This is a genomic window from Salinimicrobium oceani, assembly GCF_012037645.1.
The window spans coordinates 1-420 of sequence record NZ_JAAVJR010000770.1; the positions used below are offsets into that span (position 1 = coordinate 1).

Here is a 420-nt window from a genome sequence, read left to right on the forward strand (position 1 = left end):
CTTCCTTTTGTATTTTGCATTTAATTCCATAAAAGAAACGCTCATCATCTATTCGGCTATTCCTTTGTCGGCCGTAGGAGGCATCTGGCTGCTGTGGCTACGGGATATGCCTTTCAGCATCTCGGCAGGAGTCGGTTTTATTGCCCTTTTTGGAATAGCAGTCTTGAACGGGATCGTACTCATCGAGCATTTTAATCATCTAAAAAATCAAGGAATGAAACATGGGGATGAACTTGTAAAAGTCGGGGCCAGGGACCGATTAAGAGCAGTATTGCTTACAGCCTCTGCAGCTGCGCTTGGTTTTTTACCAATTGCTGTTTCTACCAATGCCGGTGCAGAAGTGCAGAGACCTTTGGCAACAGTGGTAATTGGAGGTTTGGTTACCGCTACCTTTCTCACACTGATCGTGCTGCCTATCCT

The 420-nt window shown here is 45.7% G+C and carries 1 protein-coding gene; it reads left to right on the forward strand.

Going from position 1 to position 420, the window contains the following annotated elements:
* Positions 1–420 (forward strand): efflux RND transporter permease subunit (locus tag HC175_RS19325; protein ID WP_209310117.1); only part of this gene is annotated, 420 nt, incomplete at both ends.